Consider the following 15,749-nt stretch of genomic DNA (forward strand, 5'->3'; position numbering starts at 1 on the left):
CCCCGATTTAGTGTGACTGTTCCGTGACGGCGTGCCCCCTTACAGGACGCTGGTGATCCCGCCATCCACCAGCAGCATCTGTCCGTTCACGAAACTGGCGGCGTCGGACGCCAGGAACACGGCAGCGCCCGCGAGTTCCCTCACTTCGCCCCAGCGCCGCATCGGCGTGCGGCCGGTCAGCCAGGCGGAGAATGTCTCGTCGGCGACCAGCGCGGCGTTGAGCTCGGTCTTGAAATAGCCCGGCGCGATGGCGTTGACGCGCACGCCGTGCTGGCCCCATTCGCCGGCCATCGACTTGGTCAGCATGGTGATGGCGCCCTTGCTCGCCGCATAGGGCGCGATCGACGGGCGTGCGAGCACGCTCTGCACCGAGGAGACATTGATGATCGACCCCCTTTGGCGCGCGATCATGCCCTTTACGACGGCCCGGCTCACCTTGAACACGCCGTCCAGGTTGGTGGCCATCAACGCGTCCCAGTCGGCGTCGCTGAAGGTCTCCAACGGCGCCCGTCGCTGGATGCCGGCATTGTTGACCAGGATGTCTATCGGTGCGGTGCCGGTTTCCGCCGCCGCGATTGCCTGGTCGACCGACTGGGTGTCGGTTACGTCGATCACCGCTTCCGTGATCGAATGGCCCGCGGCGCGCAACTTGTCCGCGGCCGCTTTGAGATCGTCGGCCTTGCGGCCGCCGATCGTGACGCGCGCGCCGGCGCTCGCAAGCGCCTCCGCGAAGGCGAGGCCCAGGCCACGGCTGGCGCCGGTTATGAAGGCATGCTTGCCTTCGAGGCCGAACAGTTGGCCGAGATAGTCGGTCGAATGCAATTTGCACCTTCATCGATTGCGATTTGTCGCCCGTCAGTCGAAGGCTCGTTCGGCCCTTGGCAAGCGGCAGCGCCAGCGTGCCGCTTGGCTTGATGAGATGCAAGGCGCTTGTCGGCCTGGCGGTCCTGCTGACGACCTCGATTGTCGCGGCCGTCGGCCTCAGCGCTTCGGCCCAAACCCCGGATAGGGGTTGAGTGGCACGGTCGCGGCAATGTCCATCATGCCAGCCTTGACCAGTGGCAAGGTGGCGAGATGGCCGCGCACATCGGCATCGCTGCCGACTGCGAACATCATGCCGCTGCCGGGAATGTCGCCGATCTGGGGCAAGCTGCTCGGAGGGAGTAGGGAGCAGGCAGTAGGGGGAAGTGTACGCTCCGACACTGCAAACCTACTGCTCTACTCCCGTAACCTTACATCTTGTCGATCACCGACTGGACGCCCTCGGTCGGCGCGTCGACCGAGGAGCCGGCGACCATGATGGCGGCGACGATCGCCTCGGGATCGTTGACGACCAGCGGCTTCACACGCTGCGCGGTATGAATGAAGCCTTCCGCCGCCATGTGATCAAGCAACGCCGTCATCGGATCCCAGAATCCGTTGACATTGCCGAAGACGATCGGTTTGCGGTGATGGCCAAGTTGCGCCCAGGTCATGATCTCGACGATCTCCTCGACTGTGCCGATGCCACCAGGCAGCGCCACAAAGGCGTCGGATTTCTCAAACATCTTGTGTTTGCGCTCGTGCATGTTGTCGGTGATCGACAACTCGTCGAGCCGGTCAAGCGCGGTTTCGGTTGCTTCCTTGTTGATCAGGAAGCGCGGAATGATGCCCGTCACCTTGCCGCCGGCCTTGAGCGCGCCTTCGGCGACGGCGCCCATAATGCCTTTGGTGCCGCCGCCATAGACCAGCCGCAGGCCTGCCTTTGCAATTGAGCGTCCAAGCAGGTGGCCGGCCTTGACATAGATTTCATCGCGGCCCGGAGATGAGCCGCAATAGACGCAAACGGATCGAATCGTGTTCATGCCGATGATTGGTGATTGGGTCTGAAAGCGCGGTCAAGCCCTAGGGTTGAGAAGGCCGGGCTTTTTCTTGTCGGTCATGGCAAAACACGCTAGACCGGCGTTAGGTGGCTAAGGGGCAGGGAAATACATGGCAATCAATCCATTTAAGGCGTTCTTGTTCGCGGCGGGTGGGACCGTCGCGGCCGCGGGAACCGCCTATGTGTCGGGCGCACTCGACCCGTATCTTCATCGCACACCGCCGGCGGAAGTCGCGGCGTTGACGCCGCCCGCGGCGCCGAAGCCGGCCGATCCTGGCACGGAAGGGCGCCTGCCGGCTCCGGCGATGCCGGCCGCGCCGGGCGCGGCACCTCAGGCGACGGCCCCGGCAGCACCTGCAACCGACGCTGCGGCGCCTGCGGCGCCCGCGACGGCGGATCCGATCGCGCCGACTTTCGATGTCGTACGGGTCGAGAGCAACGGCTCGATCGTCGTTGCCGGCAACGCGGCGCCCAACTCGAAGGTCGAAATTCTCAACGGCGCGACGGTGATCGGCTCCACGGTTGCTGGTCCCGATGGCGCCTTTGTCATCGTGCTCGAAGACCCGCTGAAGCCCGGCGACTATACGATCGCCCTGCGTTCGACGGTTGGCGCGGTCGTGACCGCCTCGGCGCAGACCGCAGTCGTCTCGGTGCCCACGAATGCGGCTGGCCAGGTGCTGGCCATGGTCGAGGAGCCGGGCAAGCCGGCCGAACTGCTGACGGTTCCGGCATCTGAGCCAAAGCCGGCGCCGGCAACCGGCGACCAGGCTGCCGCTCCTGCTGCTGAAGCGCCCGCCGCGCCGGCGACGGCCACGCCAGCCGTGGTTGAAGCAAAACCCACTCCGGCGGCACCGGCCGCGCCCGCGGCAGCCGTGGCCGAACCAAAGATCGTGGTCGAGGCAGTCGAGATCGACGGCAACAAGATCTTTGTCGCCGGCCTCGCCGATCCGGGCCGCAAGGTGCGCGCCTACGCCAACGACATCCTGCTCGGCGACGCGCAGACCTCGTCGGACGGCCATTTCCTGGTCGAGGCGACGCGCGATATTCCGGTCGGCAGCTATACCATCCATGTCGACGGCCTCGATGCCGATGGCGTGAAGGTGGTGGCCCGCGCCGCGGTGCCCTTCGAGCGCGAACCGGGCGAGGCGGTCGCCGCCGTTGCCCCCGCCGAGACCAAGCCCACCGAGACCAAGCCCGCCGAGGCCAAGCCCGCGGCGCCCGCTGTTGCCGCCGCTGCTCCGGGCGAGACCGCGCCGGCTCCCGCCGCGCCAGCCACCGAGGCTCCGGCTAACGTCGCAGCAGCCACGCCGCCAAGCGACGTGCCCGAAATCGTGTCGCCCAAGCTCGAACATGCCGACAGCGCGGTCATCATTCGGCGCAACGACACACTGTGGCGGATCTCACGGCGCGTCTATGGTCACGGCGTGCGCTACTCCACCATATACCTCGCCAACCAGGACCAGATCAGGAATCCGAACCGCATCTGGCCGGGGCAGGTGTTCAAGGTTCCGGAAAAGTCGAAGGAAGGCGAAGCCGCCGACCTCAAGGCAATGGGCGAGCAGGCGACGACCGCACCGATGAAGACGGAATAGGGATAGACCGGCAATTCTGGCAATCTACCCATCGGCCTAGCTTGCCCTGTCATCGTTCATCGTCTATCGCCGATGAACGATGACAGAATGCGTTCCCTTACCAGACCATGCCGCCTCGGCACTGCCTGGCTGCATGCCGGACAGCCGCGCTGTCGCGGCGCGGTTCGCAGCACTTTCGCATCCGGCGCGGATCGAGATACTGAGGCATCTGTCGGCCAGCAATTCCTGCTGCTGCCGTGAGGTCGTCGACCGTTTCGCTCTGGCCCAGTCGACGATCTCCCAGCATCTGAAAATATTGGTCGAGGCGGGCCTCGTCCGGTTTGAGCCCGACCGTCAGCGATCGCGCTATGCGGTCGATCGCGCGGCACTTGCCGACGTGTCGGCATCGCTGGGCGCGCTCATCAATTCCTGCTGCTCCGGCCGCTGACCCTCTCACCCAAAAGGCAAGAAAAGTGGCCGAAAAAACCGTCTCCGCCGACACCTCGACACTCACGACACTGCGCAATCTCTGGCCCTATATGTGGCCGGCCGACCGCGCCGATCTCAGGGCGCGGGTGACCTGGGCGACGCTGCTGCTGGTCGTCGCCAAGGTGACGCTGGTCGCCGGTCCCTATTTCTTCAAATGGGCGACCGATGCGCTGGCGGGCGGCTTCAAAACGCCACCGCCGCTGCCATCGTTCATGCTTGCCCCGGTGATGCTGGTCATTGCCTATAATGTACTGAGGCTCGTCCAGCTCGGCTTCAACCAGCTGCGCGATGCGCTGTTTGCCCGGGTCGGCCAGCATGCGGTTCGCCAGCTTGCCTTCCGCACCTTCGTGCACATGCACCAGCTGTCGCTGCGCTTCCACCTGGAGCGCCGCACCGGCGGCCTGTCGCGCATCATCGAGCGCGGCACCAAGGGCATCGAGACGATCGTCCGCTTCATCATGCTCAACACCGCGCCGACGATCCTCGAATTCGCGCTGACCGCCGGCATATTCGGTTTCACCTATGGCTGGAAATATGTGGCCGTGGTGGCGGTCACCGTCTGCCTCTACGTCTGGTTCACGGTAAAGGCCAGCGACTGGCGCATCTCGATCCGCCGCGACATGAACGACAGCGACACCGACGCCAACACCAAGGCGATCGACTCGCTGCTTAACTTCGAGACGGTCAAGTATTTCACCAATGAGCGCATGGAGGCCGAGCGCTTCGACCGCTCGATGGCGCGTTACGAGATCGCCGCAACCAAGACCTGGACCTCGCTCGGCTGGCTGAACTTCGGCCAGGGCTTCATCTTCGGCGTCGGTACGGTCGTCGTCATGTGCATGTCGGCGCTGGAGGTGCAGGCCGGCACCCAGAGCGTCGGCGATTTCGTTTTCATCAATGCCATGCTGGTACAGCTCTCCGTGCCGCTCAACTTCATCGGCTTCATCTATCGCGAAATCCGCCAGGGCCTCACCGACATTGAGCACATGTTCGACCTCCTCGACGTGCCGCAGGAGATCGTCGACAAGCCCAACGCCAAGCCGTTGGCCGTCAGCGCCGGCAAGGTCGAGTTCCGTGACGTCCACTTTTCCTATGATCCGAACCGCAAGATCCTGAAGGGCGTCTCCTTCGAGGTGCCGGCCGGCAAGACCGTTGCCATTGTCGGGCCGTCGGGTGCGGGCAAGTCGACCATCTCGCGGTTGCTGTTCCGGTTCTACGACGTGCAGGGTGGCCAGGTTCTGATCGACGGCCAGGACGTGAGGGACGTGACGCAGGACAGCCTGCGCGCGGTGCTCGGCATGGTGCCGCAGGACACGGTGCTGTTCAACGACACCATCGCCTACAACATCCGCTACGGCCGTGTCGGCGCCGGCGAGGAGGAGGTGCGCAAGGCCGCCGAACTCGCCCAGATCGGGCCGTTCATCGAGAAGCTGCCCGACGGCTACAAGTCGATGGTCGGCGAGCGCGGGCTGAAACTTTCCGGCGGCGAGAAGCAGCGCGTGGCGATCGCCCGCACCATCCTGAAGGCACCGCCGATCCTGATGCTCGACGAAGCGACCTCCGCACTGGACAGTCATACAGAACAGGAGATCCAGGCCGCGCTCGACCTCGTCAGCAAGGGCCGCACCACCATCGTCATCGCCCACCGCCTGTCGACGGTGATTGCCGCCGACGAGATCATCGTGCTGAAGGACGGCCAGATCGCCGAGCGCGGCACTCATGTCGAGCTGATGCGAAAGCACGGCCTCTATGCCTCGATGTGGGACCGCCAGCGCGAGGCGACCGAAGCCGAGGAGCGGCTGCGCATTGCCCGCGAAAGCGACGAACTGGGTGTCGTCGTACGCCGGCGCACATCGGAGATGTCGTAGCTCAAAAAAGCTCTTGACCTCAACTTAGGTTGAGATTGTAGACCGTCGCCCGAGAGCCGCAAAACAGCATCGTCGAGGACGGAATCAAATGGATATGAGCTTTACGGATCAGGATGTTAACGGCGGCAGCGTGTTCAGGGTCGACAAGTTCGTGGTGCCCGCCAATGCCCGCGATGAAATCCTCGCAAAGGTGAAGATGACGCATGAGTTGCTGCGTCTGCAGCAAGGCTTCGTCCAGGACTTTCTGCTCGAGCAATTCTCCGGACCGGGCGAATTCAACCTGGTCACCATCGTCGAATGGGAAAGCCAGGCTGCCGTCGACAATGTGGTACCGATCGTCAAGGCTGCTCACGAGCGCATCGCCTTCAACCCGCAGGAGACGATCGCCCGGCTCGGAGTGCGAGCTGATATCGCCAATTATCAGCGCGTGCCGGGACTCTAGCCAGGCCACCCCACACCCGGTGCCGGCGCTTCAATGCCGAGCACCTTGCCGGTGCGGGCGTCGCTTGTCATATGTTCGAAGCCGCGCCACTCGGCGGCGGTGATGAACAGCGTTTTCCTGTCCGCAGCGCCCAGCATGCAGGCAAAGCAGCCGCGATCGGCGGTGACGGTCTGCAAGACGTCACCGCCTTCGCGCACCCGCACGCAATGCTTGTTGGGAACGTCGGCATACCAGACCGCCCCTTCGGCATCGAGGCAGATGCCGTCGGGATATCCGTCGAGATCGGCCCAGGTGCGTCTGTTGGACAAGGAACCGTCGGCGGCAATGTCAAACGCGGTCAGCCGGTTGGCATGGGATTCGGCAATGATCAGCGTCTTGTTGTCCGGGGTCACCGCCATGCCGTTCGCAAAGGCGATAGTGTCCGCCACTTGCCTGACCGCGCCATCCGGTGTGACCAGCACGATGGTGCCGGGACCGAAATGCTGGCCGGTCGCCGGCGCCGGCCCGCCACCATTGACGTAGATGTTGCCGCGCCCGTCGACGACGATCTCATTCCACGGGCTTTTCGACAGGCCGCGCAGGTCGGCGTGGGTGACGAGCGAGCCATCGGCTTCCTGCCGCAACAGCAGGCCCTCGCGGCCTGAGACAACCAGCAGGCGACCATCCGGCAGCCAGTCGATTGAGTAGGGCAGGACAGCCGGAATCGTGAGCATGATCTTGCGGCTGCCGTCGGCATCGACGGCGATGATCTCGCCGGTGCCCCAATTGCAGACCCACAGGCGCCCATCATGCCAGCGTGGCGATTCCCCGAAGGCGAGACCTTCCATGACGATATGCGGTTTGTCGCCGGACGATATTCGCATGATCAGGAGCCTCCGTTGCGCGCGTCATCCGCCCTTGCGATGAAGCGCTTCCCACCAAGGACGGGCGAGATGAGAGTCTCCCGACAGCGGACCGCTGTATTTTCGCGCAGGAAGAACGCTGCATCGGTGTGACGTTGACGCCACAGGTGCCGGTCTGCGCAAGGGCGGCGTCGGCGCAGATAGGTTTCTCGGCCACTCTGGCTGTCCCGGCGCTGTCAAGGGATGGCTTTTGAGGGCATGACACAGGCATGCGACCCGGTATCCAATTTCACGACACACGGAGCGCCAGGCTATCCGCGGTCACAGGCCCGCACTTGCCCGTTCATCCGCGCCGGCGATTGTCGCGTTGCGGGCAGGGGGTGTTTCGGCTATTGAGGCCGGACCTGAAACAGGGACCGCCCCCAGCCCATGAGCCTTGTCGACACGGTCAAGAACGCGTTCGTACCGATCCATCGCGAAGGCTATCCCTTCATCGCGGCGTTTGGCGCGGCGACGCTGTTCGTCGGCTATTTCTCCTCGATCCTGTTCTGGATCGGCCTGATCCTGACCGCCTGGTGCGTCTATTTCTTCCGTGACCCCGAGCGCGTCACGCCTGTTGACGATCGCCTGGTGGTAAGCCCCGCTGATGGCATCGTCTCGGCGGTCGGGCCGGCCGTGCCACCGCGCGAGCTTGGCCTCGGCAATGTCGAGATGACCCGTATCTCCGTGTTCATGAACGTCTTTTCCTGTCACGTGAACCGCTCTCCGGTGCGCGGCCGCATCGCCAGAATCGAACATCGGCCGGGAAAATTCCTCAATGCCGAGCTGGACAAGGCGAGCACGGAAAACGAGCGCAACGGCCTCGTCATCGAGAGCCCCAACGGCACGGTGGCGGCAGTCCAGATCGCCGGCCTGGTGGCGCGCCGCATTGTCTGCTGGACCGAGGCCGGCGCTTCGATCGGCACCGGCGAGCGTTTCGGCCTGATCCGCTTCGGCTCGCGCGTCGACGTGTTCCTGCCCTTGACCGCCACGCCGCGCGTCGCCGTTGGCCAGACGGCGGTCGGCGGCGAAACCGTGCTCGCCGAATTCGGCGGTGTCGCCGGCACGCCTCTCGTGCGGATTTCCTGACGGTGGGCACGCAGTATAAAAAATTCGAGGCCCATGCCAGCGGCGGTCCGCGCATCCGCGAGATCCCCATGCGCATGGTGCTGCCCAATCTGGTCACCGTGCTTGCCATCTGCGCCGGCCTGTCCGGCATCCGCTTCGGTTTCGAGGGGCGTTTCGAGCCGGCGGTGGTGATGGTGCTGCTGGCCGCTTTTCTCGACGGCATTGACGGCCGCCTGGCGCGGATGCTGAAGGCGACCTCCAAATTCGGCGCGCAGATGGATTCCCTGGCCGACATCGTCAATTTCGGCGTTGCGCCGGCTCTGGTGCTCTATGCCTTCCTGCTCGACCGCGCCGGCTCGCCGGGCTGGATCGCGGCACTGCTGTTTGCGATCGCTTGCGGGCTGCGGCTGGCGCGTTTCAACGTGCTCGACGACGAGAAGGCCGACCGCCCGATATGGCAGACCGAATATTTCGTCGGTGTGCCGGCGCCGGCGGGCGCCGTTCTGGTGATGCTGCCGCTCTATCTCTATTTCCTGCGGCTTGGGGTGGAGCCCAGCCGGCCGGCCGCCTTCGTCGCCACCGGCTTCACCATCCTGGTCGCCTTCCTGCTGGTCAGCCGCTTGCCAGTCTATTCAGGCAAGAGCATCAAGATCCCTGGCGACAGGGTGCTGCCGGTCATCCTCGCCGTCGTCCTCTACATTCTCTTGCTGATGACCTATCCCTGGTACACGCTGACGGCATCGGTCGCGGGCTACCTGATCTTTCTTCCATTCAGCGTGCGCGCCTATTCCAAGCGAGCCAAGCTGGAAGGCGAGAAGGTGCCGCCTTCGGACATAGGTTAGAAAGTCGGCCGAAGTCCTTGGTCCGACTCAGGCCGCCACGCCAAGTCCGAGCCGGTCGATCGCCAGCTTTCTCGTCGACACATAATCGGTCTTGCCGGAGCCGAGTACCGGGATTTCCTCGACCTTGACGATGTCGTTAGGCACCATCAGTTCGGCCGCTCCGGCCTTTTTGCCGAACTGACGCAACTCCTCGGCACTGGCATCGTCGGCGGTGGTGACCAGCACGATGCGCTCGCCCCGCCTTTTGTCCGGCACCGCCACCGCCGCATGGCGTTCTTCCGGCCAAAGCGACTGCACCAGCATCTCGACCGCACCCAGCGACACCATCTCGCCAGCGATCTTGGCGAAGCGCTTGGCGCGGCCGCGAATGCTGATGAAGCCTTCGCGGTCGACGGCGACGATATCGCCCGTGTCGTGCCAGCCGGTCAGCGGCTGGAGCTCGCCGGGGCGGTCCGCGGTCATGTAGCCCATCATCATGTTCGGCCCGTCGAGCCACAACTGGCCGGCATCGTTGATGCCTTCGACTGGCTCCAGTTTCATGCGAATGGCCGGCAGAAGCCGGCCGACCGTGCCGTCGCGGCCGTGGATCGCGGTGTTGACGGCAACCACGGGCGCCGCCTCGGTCAGTCCGAAGCCCTCGATGATCTCGGCCTGGAAGCGTTCGCGATAAACGCGGCGGGTATCCGGCTTCACCGCCTCGGCGCCGGCGACGACGAAGCGCAGACTGGAGAAATCCCCGTCCTTGGCGGTGCGCGCATAGTTGGCGAGGAACGTGTCGGTGCCGAACATGATGGTCGGTTTCACCTTGCGCGCGATCTCGGGGATGAGCTTGTAGTGGAGAGGCGAGGGATAGAGGAACAGCTTTACCCCGGTGACCAGTGGCAGGATGGTGCCGCCCGTCAGGCCGAACGAATGGAACACCGGCAACACGTTGAGCAGGATGTCCGCCGGCGAAATGGTGATCCGCGCCTCGGCCTGCATGGCATTGGCGAGGAGATTCTTTTGCGACAGAACAACGGCCTTCGGCGTGCCTTCGGAGCCCGAGGTGAACAGGATCACGCCGGGCTTTGCCGCGTCCTGTCGCTGCAGCGGCAGGCGCCACAGCAAGGCGGCTGCAAGCTTGTCCAGCGTGGTGACGCTTTCGCGTACATCTTCCAGCCACAGCAGCCTGGCGCCGCCCTTTTCAACCGCGGCGACGATATCGGCGAGATCGGCCTTCTCGACGAAGGCACGCGAAGAGACAACGGTACGGATGACGGCGGTACGGACAGCCGCGGTGACGCTTGCCGGCCCGGCCGTGTAGTTGATCATCGCCGCCACACGGCCCGCCGAGAGCAGGCCGACGAGCGACAGCACGACGCCGTTGGCGTTGGGCAGCATTACCCCCACAGCTTCGCCCGGCGCCGTCACCGCCTCGAAGCGCCTGCCCAGCACCCGCGCGCCGATGAACATCTTGCGGTAGCTCAGCGCCCCGGAAATGACGTCCTCGATGATCGGATGCGAAGCGCCGATCCTGGTTGCGGCGTCGCGCATGGCAAGGAACAGGCCGCGGTCGAGGTCGGTGCCAAAAAGCCGGGCCTCCGCGACGCGGTCGAACAGCGCATTGGTGTTGGAAGCCTGGTCCGGATTGCGCGCCACCAGTTCGGCGATCGTCATCGGCTCCAGGACACTGACCGACAGCCGTGGAAACCAGTGACGCGGTGCCTTGTCCGCCGGCGTCAGCGACACCGGCAGGTTGCGGGCGCCGGCGACGAAGATCGGCACGATGCGGGCGTCGGCCTGCATGGCTATGCGGGTGACGGCGCGGAACAGCCGAAACGTCTTGACGTCGGGCTCGACCGCGTCCGGCAGATAGACGGCCAGCCGGCCCTTGCCCTTCAGCACGCGCACCAGCCGGCGGCTGACGAAGACATGTTCGGCGTTGAAGGCAATGGTGCGGCCGAGTTCGCGCCACGGTTCGAGCCAAGGCGAACGCGCCGAGACCTCGTCGAGTATATGCAGCGTGTCGTCGGGCAGCAGCGACAGCATCAGCGCCGGCTCGAAGCGCGACTGGTGCGAGATGACATAGATGACCGGCACCTGCGCCTTGCGAGCGATCTTGATGCGATTGTCGCTGATCCGGTAGGCGAGCTTGAACGGTGCGTAGAGCAGCGCTTGGGTGAAGCGCAGGCCGAGGCGGAATTTTTCCACCACGCCGATCAGCAACCAGGCCACAACCAGACCCGCAAGCAGCGCCAGTGTCAGGATCATGCCGCGTCTCTCCCAACGATTTTGTCATTGCGGCTCTTGTGCGGCCGCTTCGGGGACAGAGCCTAGCGGAAGTCGAGGCAAGGTCAATGCGGAAGGGGCGCCCTCACGCCGCGTTCAGCCGCCCGCTGATGAAACGGAACTCCTGCGTCTTGCCGCCGTAGCCATAGGCCGCTGCCGGAACCTCATGCACGAAAGCATAGCTCTCCTGGTGCACGCCGCTTAGCAGGCGGCCAAAGGCATCGAAGACCGCCTCGAGATAGGCCTCCAGTTCGAGCTTTGTGTTGGTGCCATCGACCACCTTGATGTCGAGCCAGAACGTGTTGGTGCCGTGCTCGGCGAGCGACTTGCCGCCGGCGAACCAGTGCTGCGGATCGAGATAGGACACGGCAACTGCGGTGATCGTCGGATCCTTGCGCAGATGCGTGGCGGTAATCTCGGTTATTTCCCTGGCGATGCTGGCCGACAGGGTGGCGTCGGGCTTGCCGGTGACGCTGACATTGATGATGGGCATTTTTCTCTCCTTGGTTTTTAGCGGCGTGGGCGCCGTTGAAGACCATGCCATCATCTTTTGATCGAAAAAACTGAATTGTTTTCAACTGATGATTTGATAAAATCGAATTATGGAAACGCTTGATCCCGACCTGCTCAGAACCTTCCTTGCTTTCGTCGACAGCGGTTCGCTGGCGCAGGCGGCGGCCAATGTCGGCCGCTCACCCTCGGCGGTGACGGCGCAGATGCAGCGCTTGGAAGAGATCGTCGGTGAGCCACTTCTGGCGCCGCAGGGCAGGGGGCGCGGCCTGACGCCGGCAGGCGAGGATCTTGTCGGGCACGCCAGGCGTATTCTTGCCGTGCATCGCCAGGCCTGGCTGGCGCTGAAGGGCGCGCGCGCTGCCGGGCGCGTCGCCATCGGCACGACGCAGGATTTCGCCGATAGCGGCCTGCCGGACCTGCTGCGTGCCTTCGCCTCCAGCCATCCCCGCGTCAGGATCGAATTGCGTGTCGGCCGCTCCGCCGAACTGGCGCAGGCGTTACAAGCTGGCAGCCTCGATCTGGCGATCGTCATGCGCCAGGCTGCCGTGCCGGACGAGGTCGGCGTGTTGCGCGAGCCGATGACATGGCTGTGTTCGCAGAAGGGACTGGCCTCGCGGCAGGAAGAATTGCCGCTGGCGCTGCTCGACCCCTATTGCGGGTTTCGCGAGGCGGCGCTCGCCGCGCTCGACGCCGCCGGCCGCCGCTATCGCATCGCTGCCGGCAGCGCCAGCCTGGCCGGTCTGCGCACTGCGGTAAATGCCGGTGTTGCGCTGACCTTGCGAACCCCGCGCTTTGCCCATTCCGGCATTGTCGAAGCGCCCCGCGAACTTGGCTTGCCGCCGGTTCCGATGGCTGAGTTCGCGATCCGCCTGCGCGCCGGTGCCGATGCGCCCGCAGGCGATCTGGCGACGCTGCTCGGCGGTAGCCTCGCTTTGTCCGGATCGCTTGGTTGATTGACGAGGCGCGAAGTTCCGTCGCCGGTCTATCGGCTGGAAAGCCGACTTGCGGTCGACCCGTCTGTTGCAAAGCAAAAGCTGTCGCAAAGAAAAAGCCGACCTTGCGGTCGGCTTGGAGTAGGACGGGCCGAGGGGTTTGGGGGGACTTGGGGGGTGGCCCGTCGCACTAATAATGTCCGGGCACGGTGATGGTTCCGTGACTTCCGAAAATTTTTTTAAGAAATATTTGAAGACGCCTGTCGCGAGCGTGCCTTCAGCCAGTCGCGGCCGGCATGGGCGAAGACGGCGCCGAGCACGATGGCACCGCCGACCATGCTGGCCAGCGGCGGGATTTCGGCTAGGAACAGAAAAGCAAACAGGATGGCGAACGGCACTTCCGCCGAACCGAGCAGGCCCGATTCAGGCGCCGGGATCAGCCGCGAGCCTTCCGTCCACAGAATGGAAGCCAGTGCGAAGGACGCGCCGAAGGTGGCAAGCAGGATAGCGTCCCTTGATGAGACCGCCAGGGGATCGGTGACGAACCATCCGAGTATGAACAGCAGGAAGGCCGAAACCGCGCCGGCCCACACAACGGGCGTGTCACGGAACGCGCGAACCATGATCATGTACAGCGCGCTGCCGGCCGTCATCAGCAGCGCCAGCCCGTCGCCGAACAAATTGCCGGTGGCAAAACCCGACCACACCATGATGGCGACCCCGCACAGCGACACCGCCGCCGCCACCATCGTCTGCAGCCGGAAAGGCTCGCGCACGAGCATCCAGGCCAGTACGGCGGCAATGAAGGGCGACGTCGCGTAGATGACCGCGACATTGGCGACGAAAGTGAACTTGAAAGCGGAAATGAAGGCGATGCTGGCCAGTGCGCCTTCGATGGCCAGCAGCCAGCCGCGCCAGCCAAGCCGCAGCGGTTCACGGTTGCCGGCACGGCGGCGGCGCCACAATACGTAGAGGCTGATCAGGATCGCGCCGACAAAGCCGCGCCAGCAGGTGATCGTCAGCGGATCGGCATGGATCGACTTGGTCAGAACGCCGGTCAGCCCGAATACAGCCGCCGAGGATGATACCAGCAGGATACCCAGCGTGCGTTCGGCGGTTTCCGCGGTGGCCGTGATCTCAGTCATGCCGGCAGCCTATCTTGCCTCGTCCTGACATCGTCGCGTCGGGAGTAGTGACCATCCAAGTCAAAGCCGCTTGCGGAAATGTTCGCCGCCGACGATCAGCAGGCCGGCGGCGACGATAAGGGCGGCACCCAGGAACACTTCGCGGCGCGGCACGTCGCCCCAGATCGCGAAGCCGAGCGCGAACGCCCACAACAGCGAGGTGTACTCGAGCGGCGCCAGGATCGATGCCGGCGTACGCTTCATGCCCTCGAAGAGAAGATATTGCGCCAAGCCGCCGAGCGCACCGACGCTGGCAAGAAGCAGCAATTGTGCCGGGTCCGGCGTATGCCACCACGACAGCGCCGGCACCGCCGAAAAAACCAGGAAATAGAAATTGTTGAGGAGGAGCTGGATCGTCGAGCGCTCGGCAAGCGCCGTCTTGCGCAGAAGCACGATGGCGATGCCCCAAAGGCAGGCCGCCGTCAGTACCAGCAACACGGGCACGGACAGGCCAAGATGGGCGGGATCGCAGGCGACAAAGACGCCGGCAAAGCCGATCAGAACCGCCAGCCAGCGCAGAACGGGCACCTTTTCGCCGAGCAGGACCACCGATAGCACGGTGACGATGATCGGAGCCGCGTAATAGACGGTGGTCAGTTCGGCGAGTTGCAGGCTGCGGGCGGCATTGTAGTAACAGAGCCAGGCGGCGAGCGTGAAGGCGCTGCGCACCAGCATCGGCCGCACGATCGGCGAGCGCACCGTGTCGGCGAACAGCGGCCGCCCGCCGATCACCGCGCAGGCGCCAAGAATGGTGATGCTGCGGAAGAACATGATCTGCCAGACGGTCATGCCGGTGACCAGCAGTTTGATCGAGGCGTCCTGCGTCGAAAACAGCAAATAGGCGGCGCCCGTCAGCAGGATTCCGGCGAAGACCCTTTCGCGTGTATCGAGAATGGCGATATCGGCCATAAGGCGTGCGCCTGCTTGAGTGAAGGCGGCCCCAGCCCCCGGCGGCTCCGCACCTGCCAGCTATACGGGCGAAATCCCGCACGGCGCTGCTCCAGCACCGCGCTTGCTTTTGGGGCAGGCGGCAGTGGTGCGAAATGCAGCTTGTCCCGGATGCGGCTTCTGGCGCGGCACGGTCGATTGGTTTAGCATCATCTTATAAAGCCGGAGACGAAGGCAGGCGCGCAGAACGCCGGGGGAACGGACATCGAATTGGCGCTCAGCTCATGCCAGATGTAGCTTGTGCGGGCGCGGCGTGACGGGCCGCTTCTGCCAGAGCGGATATTGCGGGGAGAAGGCCGATGCAGAAACTGCAGTCGCAAGGCGTCCATCACATCACGCTGGTCGGTGCCGGTCGCCAGACCTCGATCGATTTCTGGGAAGGGGTGCTGGGCATGCCTTTCATCTTCGAGCAGCCCAATCTCGACAAGCCGAGCGAAAGCCATCTTTATTTCGATCCGGGCGACGGCCGGCTGATCACCATCTTCACCGACGAGACCCGCACGGCCGTGCAGCGCCGCACCCCGACCGACCCGGGCTGCGTGCATCACATCGCCTTTTCGGTGTCCCGCGTCACTTTCCTGCAGGCGGTCGCCCGGCTCGACGAGCGCGCCATCAAACACAGTGGCGTCAAGGATCGCGGCTTCATGGATTCAATCTATTTCGAGGATCCGCTCGGCCTTCTGATCGAGCTTGCCTCTTATCGTTTCGAGCCGCCTGCAGGCTTCACCCATGCCGATGTGCTGATGGAGGCGCATAAGCTTCGCGTCACGCGTGGCGACTACAACATCGCCGAGGTGCATCTGGCTGATGCGATCCAGGCGCTGGTGGAACGCGCGCGCGCGACATTGTCGGCGGACCGGGCGCCCAAAAATCCATACTGAA

The 15,749-nt window shown here is 64.4% G+C and carries 16 protein-coding genes; 8 read left to right on the forward strand and 8 right to left on the reverse strand.

The genetic code is table 11. The features are described from left to right. Positions 1-39 precede the first annotated feature (39 nt). From LB554_RS11410 to LB554_RS11420, 3 genes are all read right to left on the reverse strand, one after another. Complete coding sequence (locus LB554_RS11410; RefSeq protein ID WP_224584594.1) at positions 40-822, reverse strand: glucose 1-dehydrogenase; 783 nt, start codon at positions 820-822, stop codon at positions 40-42. Between the two features lie 159 nt (positions 823-981). Further along, positions 982-1,149 carry a hypothetical protein gene (locus LB554_RS11415; RefSeq protein ID WP_224584596.1) on the reverse strand — a complete coding sequence of 56 codons (168 nt, stop codon included), beginning with the start codon at positions 1,147-1,149 and terminating at the stop codon, positions 982-984. Between the two features lie 83 nt (positions 1,150-1,232). Further along, positions 1,233-1,844 (reverse strand): TIGR00730 family Rossman fold protein, encoded by a 612-nt coding sequence (locus LB554_RS11420; protein WP_015318539.1) that lies wholly within the window; start codon positions 1,842-1,844, stop codon positions 1,233-1,235. A 127-nt stretch (positions 1,845-1,971) separates the two neighbouring features. On the opposite strand from LB554_RS11420, the gene LB554_RS11425 reads away from it, so the two are divergent. The 4 genes from LB554_RS11425 (at position 1,972) to LB554_RS11440 (ending at position 6,231) form a co-directional block, all read left to right on the forward strand. After that, positions 1,972-3,453: a LysM peptidoglycan-binding domain-containing protein gene (locus LB554_RS11425; RefSeq protein WP_224584605.1), complete on the forward strand. Its 1,482-nt coding sequence runs from the start codon at positions 1,972-1,974 to the stop codon at positions 3,451-3,453. A 79-nt stretch (positions 3,454-3,532) separates the two neighbouring features. Continuing rightward, positions 3,533-3,880: an ArsR/SmtB family transcription factor gene (locus LB554_RS11430; protein ID WP_015318537.1), complete on the forward strand. Its 348-nt coding sequence runs from the start codon at positions 3,533-3,535 to the stop codon at positions 3,878-3,880. 25 nt (positions 3,881-3,905) lie between these two features. Beyond that, complete coding sequence (locus tag LB554_RS11435) at positions 3,906-5,789, forward strand: ABCB family ABC transporter ATP-binding protein/permease (protein WP_140718280.1); 1,884 nt, start codon at positions 3,906-3,908, stop codon at positions 5,787-5,789. A gap of 88 nt (positions 5,790-5,877) precedes the next feature. After that, positions 5,878-6,231 (forward strand): antibiotic biosynthesis monooxygenase, encoded by a 354-nt coding sequence (locus LB554_RS11440; protein ID WP_411961393.1) that lies wholly within the window; start codon positions 5,878-5,880, stop codon positions 6,229-6,231. On the opposite strand, the gene LB554_RS11445 is transcribed toward LB554_RS11440, so the two are convergent. Further along, positions 6,228-7,094 carry an SMP-30/gluconolactonase/LRE family protein gene (locus LB554_RS11445; protein WP_140791821.1) on the reverse strand — a complete coding sequence of 289 codons (867 nt, stop codon included), beginning with the start codon at positions 7,092-7,094 and terminating at the stop codon, positions 6,228-6,230. The two genes, LB554_RS11440 and LB554_RS11445, sit on opposite strands and share 4 nt — an antisense overlap. Positions 7,095-7,502: 408 nt before the next feature. On the opposite strand from LB554_RS11445, the gene LB554_RS11450 reads away from it, so the two are divergent. Together LB554_RS11450 and LB554_RS11455 are read left to right on the forward strand one after the other, a co-directional pair. Next, entirely contained in the window at positions 7,503-8,201 is a 699-nt protein-coding gene (locus LB554_RS11450; protein ID WP_140618445.1) for a phosphatidylserine decarboxylase, read from the forward strand. 2 nt (positions 8,202-8,203) lie between these two features. After that, on the forward strand, positions 8,204-9,022 hold the full coding sequence (locus LB554_RS11455; RefSeq protein ID WP_015318532.1) for a CDP-alcohol phosphatidyltransferase family protein: 819 nt from the start codon (positions 8,204-8,206) through the stop codon (positions 9,020-9,022). Between the two features lie 27 nt (positions 9,023-9,049). Here LB554_RS11455 and LB554_RS11460 read toward each other — a convergent pair whose 3' ends face one another. After that, a complete protein-coding gene (locus LB554_RS11460) occupies positions 9,050-11,272 on the reverse strand; it encodes an AMP-binding protein (RefSeq protein ID WP_224584607.1) in 2,223 nt (740 codons plus the stop codon). A gap of 103 nt (positions 11,273-11,375) precedes the next feature. Further along, positions 11,376-11,783, reverse strand: coding sequence for a tautomerase family protein (locus LB554_RS11465; RefSeq protein ID WP_140663036.1), 408 nt, complete (start codon positions 11,781-11,783; stop codon positions 11,376-11,378). 109 nt (positions 11,784-11,892) lie between these two features. Here LB554_RS11465 and LB554_RS11470 point away from each other — a divergent pair, with 109 nt between their 5' ends. Continuing rightward, on the forward strand, positions 11,893-12,756 hold the full coding sequence (locus tag LB554_RS11470; protein WP_140663034.1) for a LysR substrate-binding domain-containing protein: 864 nt from the start codon (positions 11,893-11,895) through the stop codon (positions 12,754-12,756). 218 nt (positions 12,757-12,974) lie between these two features. Here the strand turns inward: LB554_RS11470 and LB554_RS11475 are convergent, their stop codons facing one another. Both LB554_RS11475 and LB554_RS11480 read right to left on the reverse strand, forming a co-directional pair. Beyond that, positions 12,975-13,880, reverse strand: coding sequence for a DMT family transporter (locus LB554_RS11475; RefSeq protein WP_140823745.1), 906 nt, complete (start codon positions 13,878-13,880; stop codon positions 12,975-12,977). 60 nt (positions 13,881-13,940) lie between these two features. Then, positions 13,941-14,828, reverse strand: a complete 888-nt coding sequence (locus LB554_RS11480; protein WP_140617238.1) for a DMT family transporter — start codon at positions 14,826-14,828, stop codon at positions 13,941-13,943. A gap of 338 nt (positions 14,829-15,166) precedes the next feature. Between LB554_RS11480 and LB554_RS11485 the strand changes: the two genes are divergently transcribed. Then, on the forward strand, positions 15,167-15,748 hold the full coding sequence (locus LB554_RS11485; RefSeq protein ID WP_015318526.1) for a VOC family protein: 582 nt from the start codon (positions 15,167-15,169) through the stop codon (positions 15,746-15,748). Position 15,749: the final 1 nt, after the last annotated feature.

Source organism: Mesorhizobium sp. CO1-1-11, from assembly GCF_020164995.1.
Taxonomy (GTDB): domain Bacteria; phylum Pseudomonadota; class Alphaproteobacteria; order Rhizobiales; family Rhizobiaceae; genus Mesorhizobium; species Mesorhizobium australicum.

What these genes read in the sequence shown, in the direction of transcription:
- LB554_RS11440 (WP_411961393.1), top strand. Translation starts at nt 5,878, where the DNA reads ATGGATATGAGCTTTACGGATCAGGATGTTAACGGCGGCAGCGTGTTC.
- LB554_RS11430 (WP_015318537.1), top strand. Translation starts at nt 3,533, where the DNA reads ATGACAGAATGCGTTCCCTTACCAGACCATGCCGCCTCGGCACTGCCT.
- LB554_RS11425 (WP_224584605.1), top strand. Translation starts at nt 1,972, where the DNA reads ATGGCAATCAATCCATTTAAGGCGTTCTTGTTCGCGGCGGGTGGGACC.
- LB554_RS11420 (WP_015318539.1), bottom strand. Translation starts at nt 1,844, where the DNA reads ATGAACACGATTCGATCCGTTTGCGTCTATTGCGGCTCATCTCCGGGC.
- LB554_RS11480 (WP_140617238.1), bottom strand. Translation starts at nt 14,828, where the DNA reads ATGGCCGATATCGCCATTCTCGATACACGCGAAAGGGTCTTCGCCGGA.
- LB554_RS11445 (WP_140791821.1), bottom strand. Translation starts at nt 7,094, where the DNA reads ATGCGAATATCGTCCGGCGACAAACCGCATATCGTCATGGAAGGTCTC.
- LB554_RS11460 (WP_224584607.1), bottom strand. Translation starts at nt 11,272, where the DNA reads ATGATCCTGACACTGGCGCTGCTTGCGGGTCTGGTTGTGGCCTGGTTG.
- LB554_RS11475 (WP_140823745.1), bottom strand. Translation starts at nt 13,880, where the DNA reads ATGACTGAGATCACGGCCACCGCGGAAACCGCCGAACGCACGCTGGGT.
- LB554_RS11465 (WP_140663036.1), bottom strand. Translation starts at nt 11,783, where the DNA reads ATGCCCATCATCAATGTCAGCGTCACCGGCAAGCCCGACGCCACCCTG.
- LB554_RS11450 (WP_140618445.1), top strand. Translation starts at nt 7,503, where the DNA reads ATGAGCCTTGTCGACACGGTCAAGAACGCGTTCGTACCGATCCATCGC.
- LB554_RS11485 (WP_015318526.1), top strand. Translation starts at nt 15,167, where the DNA reads ATGCAGAAACTGCAGTCGCAAGGCGTCCATCACATCACGCTGGTCGGT.
- LB554_RS11470 (WP_140663034.1), top strand. Translation starts at nt 11,893, where the DNA reads ATGGAAACGCTTGATCCCGACCTGCTCAGAACCTTCCTTGCTTTCGTC.